Raw genomic sequence first — 6251 nt, forward strand, 5'->3', positions numbered from 1 at the left:
TTAATAACTTAAATGAATTTCAGTTATATACGAACTTTTTTAAGATAATTACTCCACCCTAATAATTGCACGCCTAAGAGCATAGAGGTTGGGTTTCCCGTCATCATGAATTTGTAGTATAATATGAATATTCTTACCATCAGCATCTTCCGGAATTTCAACAGTGGCTGAAATTGATGAGCTATTTTGAATTTTTACGGGTCCATCATAGGAACTTGGTTCGTCATAAAAGGACCAGGAATATTGTAAGCTGTCTCTATCTGGATCGTTGGAACCCGCTGCGCTAAGTTCAACAGTTGAACCCGGTGCGGCTTTTATTTCCAATATTTGCTTTGTTTCATCTCCATTTAAAATAGCTACAGGGTGATGGTTGGCATCTTCGTAATTTTCTGAAATACTCCAGTCCATACGGGCCTGCAGATTGTTGTGGATATGCTGTTTCCAACGATTAATCGCTTCCATACCTTCAGACGTATTCGTAAACATATAGTAGGGATCATAACGTTTTTCATCCAGACCCGGAGTTTTGGCAGCTATATCCATTACCCTTATACCATCCTCCTTTTTGGTTTGAAAGCGTCCGCCCCATCCACCCTGATCGATTTCATCAGGATTATTTAAACCATTGGACCATACATGAAAAAAGGCTGGAGAATCACCTTCTGTAGCCCATCTCCTGTTGGGATAGACTTCACCCATCGGTCCGTGGCTTTGGACGTTATTGCTTATCCACTCATCAGAGGGAGCCCAACCATATATAGATTTGGTGCGTATATAAACTAGATCAGGAAAAGTTTTCGCCATCCAGGCTCCAGCATCATCCTGTCCAAGTATGTCAAATATTCTAATCTTGTTGATGAATTGAGAGACCTCCTCTTTAGAACGGGTTTGCTTCACTGTCCATAGCGCCTGTGCAATAGTATTTGCACCTCCCCAGGCATTCAACCAAACCGGACGAGGATCATCAGCCTTATCAACTACTTTAATTATTAATTCTGAACCCCGGGAAGCTTTATCACCTCCCACACCTGACCTGTTTGGTAAGGTTTGTCCCACGGCTACAATGGAACGTAGATAACCAGGAGTAGGATATCCGTTAGCATGTATTTTCAAGTTTGGATACACTTTTTCGTAGGCATCAATTATCGCTCGCAGTGGTTCAACTCCCGGTTGGTTTTGATCAGCCTTTAGCCAGGCTAATCCCATGATCAATCCTTCCAGATCAAATTCGTTAGCGCCCAGCAACAGATGAACCATCGATTGTTCATCGTCAGGATCTGCGCCCCCAAGATCGGAAGTTACAATTAGTCTGTGCTTTGCTGCATTGAGTTTAATTTCCAGATTTGATGTATCTAAACCTTGCAGTTTTACCTGCTGGGGCCAGTACCGATTATCTGAAACAATTAGTGAATCAATGGAATTAGAGGTTGAAAGAGCAGCAATTTCTATTTCAAATTTTCCCTCTTTATCAGTCTTAACATTGACGTCTGATTTTAGCAATTTAACTTCAGCTCCTTTAACCGGAAGTAATGTGGACTTATCTTTAACAATTCCCATTATTGTCGCAGATTGCGAATACGAAACTGACAGGAATAAGAAATAAATAATAGATAGACTAAAGAATTTCATTGCTTCTCTTAAATTAAAGTTTTTACTTACCAACAAACATAACCGATTTGTATATACTGGGATAGTTAATTGACACTAATTATCACACGCCGATACGCAAATAAATTTGGTTCCCCGTCATCATGAACTTCCAGTATAACATGAATGGTTTTATTTCCAGCATCCTCAGGAATTTCAACAGTGGCAGAGACTGAGGAACTATTTCTAATTGTAACGGATTTTTCATAGGAACTAGGTTCGTCATAAAAGGACCAGGAGTAGCTAATAGCATTACCATCAGGATCACTGGATCCCGCTGCGCTAAGTGCAACAGTGGAACCTGGAGCAGCTTTAATTTTCAGAACCTGCCGGGTTTGATCCCCGTTTAACACAGCTAAAGGATGATGGTTGGCACCTGAATAATCTTCGGTGATGCTCCAGTCCATTCTGGCCGCAAAATCATTATTATAAGCTTCACTCCATCGTTTTATCGCTTCTGATCCTTCTGAAGTATTCCCGTACATATAATAGGGATCATATTTGGTTTCATTTTCTTCTTCCACGCACGACATGCTTCGGATACCCTCTTTTTTGGCAAAGCTAAATCGGCCGCCCCAGCCACCCTGCTCGATTTGCTCCGGGTCATTAAGTCCTGTAGGATATACGTGCATAAATGCAGGAGTGTCCCCTTCAGTAGCATATTTGCGGTCTGGATAGGCAGCACCCAAGGGACCATGGCTTTGAATATGTTTATCGATATACTCATCAGAAGGAGCCCACCCGTAAACTTCGGTGGCGCGTATATAAAAAACTTCCGGAAAGTTTTTTGCGATCCAGGCACCCGAATCACCCTGACCAAGAATATCGAAAAGGCGCAATTTGGAAAGGAATTTTTCCAGTTCAGCTGGAGAACGGGTTTCCTGAATTTTCCAGATTGCCTGCGCTACGGTGTTCATACCACCCCACCCCATCACCCAAACAGGGCGTGGATCATCTTTATCTACAGCTTTAATAATTAGTTCAGACCCGGGACTATCTTTACCTGAACCTACATCCCCCATTCCATATTCATCCTGTCCCATTACAGAGATAGATTTTAAATATTCTGGTGAAGGATACCCGTCAGCATGAGTTTTCAGGTTGGGATATGCCTGAGAATAAGCTTCGACAAGCTTGTCCAGCATATCCGTATTGTTCTGCGACTTTTTCCAGCAACCCGTAGCTACAATTAAACCTTCAATATCAAATTCATTTGCACTAACCAATTGACGTACCATAGACTGCTCATCGTCTGGATCGGCGCCTAAATCGGTGGTGTTAATTACCCTCGGTTTATAACTATGAGTTCTGTTTTCTAAAAGTTGAGCGCAAAGTGGCTGTATAAAAAGCAATAACGAAAAAGAAGAAAATAAGATTTTTAAAGAAACTGACTTCATAGGTAAACTTAATTATTGAGAAAAAATTAAATGCTAAAATATGTGAATGGGATCTAGGTTTATTAATTGAAAATAAATTTACTTCATTTTTTGCAAATACGCAATCGATTGCGTTATATTTACCAGTAAAATTAATCAATAGTTATGAAATCTTACTTAATAATCTTCCTGCTAATCCCTCCATTTTTATATTCTCAAATAAATATTAGCACTTCCAGAAATGAGATAAAAAATTTTCCGATTGTTTCTGATTCTGGAGAAGCCAATATTTTTTATGATTCCTCTGAGAACATCCTGATAAAGAAATCTGCTGAATTTTTAGCGGAAGACATTGAGAGAGTCACTGGCAGGAAACCCAGTGTATCCGAAGCTGATAAGACAACAGATAGCAATATGATCATTTTAGCTACTGTAGGAAATAACCGTTTAGTTAACCAGTTAATCGATCAGGGAAGAATAAATGTCGATCCTATAAAAGATCAATGGGAACGTTATATCATACAAACTATTAAAGATCCTTTTCCTGGTGTAAAGAATGCGCTGGTTATTATAGGAAGTGACAGAAGAGGAGTTGCTTTTGGAGTCTTCAGCCTATCCGAAAAAATGGGAGTCTCTCCCTGGTACTATTGGGCAGATGTACCCACTGAAAAGAGTGAACTTCTAAGTCTGGAACCTCTTGAATATGTTTCTGATGCGCCCTCTGTTAAGTATAGAGGAATATTTTTAAATGATGAATCCCCGGCATTAAGAAATTGGGCAAAAGAAAAGTTTGGAGGATTTAATCATGAATTTTATGAGAAAGTTTACGAATTACTGCTTCGGAAGAAGGCCAACTTTCTTTGGCCTGCAATGTGGCTTCCTACAGTTTTTGCTGAAGATGACCCCTCGAATCCTAGAGTTGCCGATGAATATGGAATTGTAATTTCTACCAGTCATCACGAACCTATGATGCGTGCACATGACGAATGGGGACGCTACAGAGGTGGTGCGTGGAATTATGAAACCAACAAAGAAAAACTTCAGGAGTTCTGGAAAGGTGGTGTTGAGCGAATGAAGGATTATGAGAGTGTGGTTACGGTGGGAATGCGTGGAGATGGTGACGAAGCAATGAGTGAGGGTGCCGCTGTAGATCTACTCCAGGAAATAATTTCCGATCAACGGGAAATAATAGCTGATGTCACGGGAAAACCTGCTGAAGAAACTCCACAGGTTTGGGCTATTTATAAAGAAGTTCAGGAGTATTATGATAAAGGGATGCGGGTAGATGATGATATTATTATTCTGTTTAGCGACGATAACTGGGGCAATGTTAGAATACTACCCAAAAAGGAAGACAGTACCTACGAAGGTGGTTTCGGAATGTATTATCATTTTGATTATGTGGGAGCACCTGTATCCTACAGATGGCAAAATGTTACGCAAATTGAAAGGGTTTGGGAACAGATGCAGCTTACCTATGAATGGGGAGTGGATGAATTGTGGATTGCTAATGTCGGTGATATCAAGCCAATGGAACTGCCTATCAGCTTTTTTCTGGATATGGCGTGGGATGTAGACAGTACAAATGCAGATAACCTTCCGGAATATTATGTGGACTGGGCAGCACAACAATTTGGAAGTAAACACGCAGCTGACATAGCTGAAATTCTTTCATTGTATACTAAATATAATGCAAGAAGAACTCCAGAAATGATAACTCCGGAAACGTACAGTATTGAGAATTATAAGGAAGCAGATAACATTTTAAGTGAATTCAGAAATCTAACTGTAAAAAGTGAAGCATTATTAACTGAACTTCCTGAAAACTATAAAGCAGCCTATCAGCAGCTTGTTCATGCCCCACTAGAAATGTCCGCGAATGTTAATGAAATGTACATAGCTGCAGCTAAAAATGAATTTTATGCTGAACTGGGCGCAACGGTTGCAAATCGATATGCTGATACCGTAAAAGAACTATTTGAAAAAAATGCAGATTTAACCAGGCAATTCCATGAAGAGATGGCTGATGGAAAATGGAATCACATGATGTCGCAAACTCACCTGGGATACACAAGTTGGAATCATCCACCAGCTAATAAAATGCCCTCAGTTTCCTATATTCAGGAGCGTGATACTGCTACGCTTGGATATATTTTGGAATACGGAACTGAGCCTTCCTGGCATGGCTTCAGTGTAGAAGGGGATGGATTGTATAGTGAATCTTTTTCGGCTTTTGATCCTGTTAATGATCAAGAATACTATATAGAAATCTTCAACAGAGGTAACAAAGAACTTTCTTATGAGATCAAGACCAAAGATGAATGGATAAATCTTTCCTCAAATAAAGGATTAATTCAATATAACGAGAAAGTATATGTTAGCATAGATTGGGAAAATGTTCCCAAAGGAACTTCCAGGGGTAAAATAGAAATTTCAAGTAAAGGGCAAAGTTACACGGTAGAAGTACCGATTACTACGGACTTGCCGAAAGTTTCCGGATTCGTAGAGAACAACGGAGTAATTGCGATTGAAGCTGAAAATTTCTCCCATAACAGAGAAGGTGAAAATGTTTCCTGGAAAGTGGTTCCTAATTTAGGTCGTACCGGTTCTTCAATTCTTGTTAATCCTATGGACGCCGAAAGGCAGGAGCCAAATGGGAAAACCGCCATGGTTGAATATAAATTTACCACGTTTGAAGATGCAAACCTGAGCGTTGAGACTTATGTTTCTCCCACTCAAAATTACCAGAAAAATGAAGGTCTAAAATTTGCAATCGCCATCGATGACGAGGAACCACAAATAATTAATATTAACGAAAACGAAATTAAACCCGATTGGGAATATGCAGACTGGTGGACTCAATCTGTGGCTGACCACGTCAAGAAAAGCATTTCAGAACATAAAGACATAAAAGCTGGTATTCATACTCTAAAAGTATGGGCAATGGACCCGGGGATAGTTATTCAGAAATTCGTTATAGACGCAGGTGGCTTAAAGCCAAGTTACCTGGGTCCTCCAGAAAGTAGTTATGTTGATTAAAGGATCCAGCAAGAGCATTGAAAAACTATAGAAGTTTATTGGTCAAGTCTAAATTTTGTCTAACCCACAGCATTTATTCTTGATCCAGGATCAATCTCAAAAGTTGTGTGTGAATTGAAATAATAGTTTGATTTTTGTTTTTTAAACAAGAAGCATTGGACCCATATATAGACCTACTCAAGATTTTAC

3 protein-coding genes are annotated in these 6251 nt (G+C 39.7%); 1 reads left to right on the forward strand and 2 read right to left on the reverse strand.

The genetic code is table 11. The features are described from left to right. Positions 1-48 precede the first annotated feature (48 nt). The gene (locus RM541_RS08785; protein WP_311499782.1) at positions 49-1557 is read right to left on the reverse strand and encodes a nucleoside hydrolase-like domain-containing protein; all 1509 of its coding nucleotides are present in this window, start codon (positions 1555-1557) and stop codon (positions 49-51) included. Between the two features lie 137 nt (positions 1558-1694). After that, complete coding sequence (locus RM541_RS08790; protein ID WP_311499783.1) at positions 1695-3044, reverse strand: nucleoside hydrolase-like domain-containing protein; 1350 nt, start codon at positions 3042-3044, stop codon at positions 1695-1697. A gap of 144 nt (positions 3045-3188) precedes the next feature. Between RM541_RS08790 and RM541_RS08795 the strand changes: the two genes are divergently transcribed. Then, complete coding sequence (locus RM541_RS08795; RefSeq protein WP_311499784.1) at positions 3189-6062, forward strand: glycosyl hydrolase 115 family protein; 2874 nt, start codon at positions 3189-3191, stop codon at positions 6060-6062. Positions 6063-6251 lie beyond the last annotated feature (189 nt).

Origin of the sequence: Autumnicola psychrophila (genome assembly GCF_031846645.1) — a bacterium.
Lineage (GTDB): Bacteria > Bacteroidota > Bacteroidia > Flavobacteriales > Flavobacteriaceae > Autumnicola > Autumnicola psychrophila.

Bases quoted from the DNA above. Each gene is read 5' to 3' on its own strand.
- RM541_RS08785 (WP_311499782.1), bottom strand. From the start codon at position 1,557: ATGGGAATTGTTAAAGATAAGTCCACATTACTTCCGGTTAAAGGAGCT.
- RM541_RS08790 (WP_311499783.1), bottom strand. From the start codon at position 3,044: ATGAAGTCAGTTTCTTTAAAAATCTTATTTTCTTCTTTTTCGTTATTG.
- RM541_RS08795 (WP_311499784.1), top strand. From the start codon at position 3,189: ATGAAATCTTACTTAATAATCTTCCTGCTAATCCCTCCATTTTTATAT.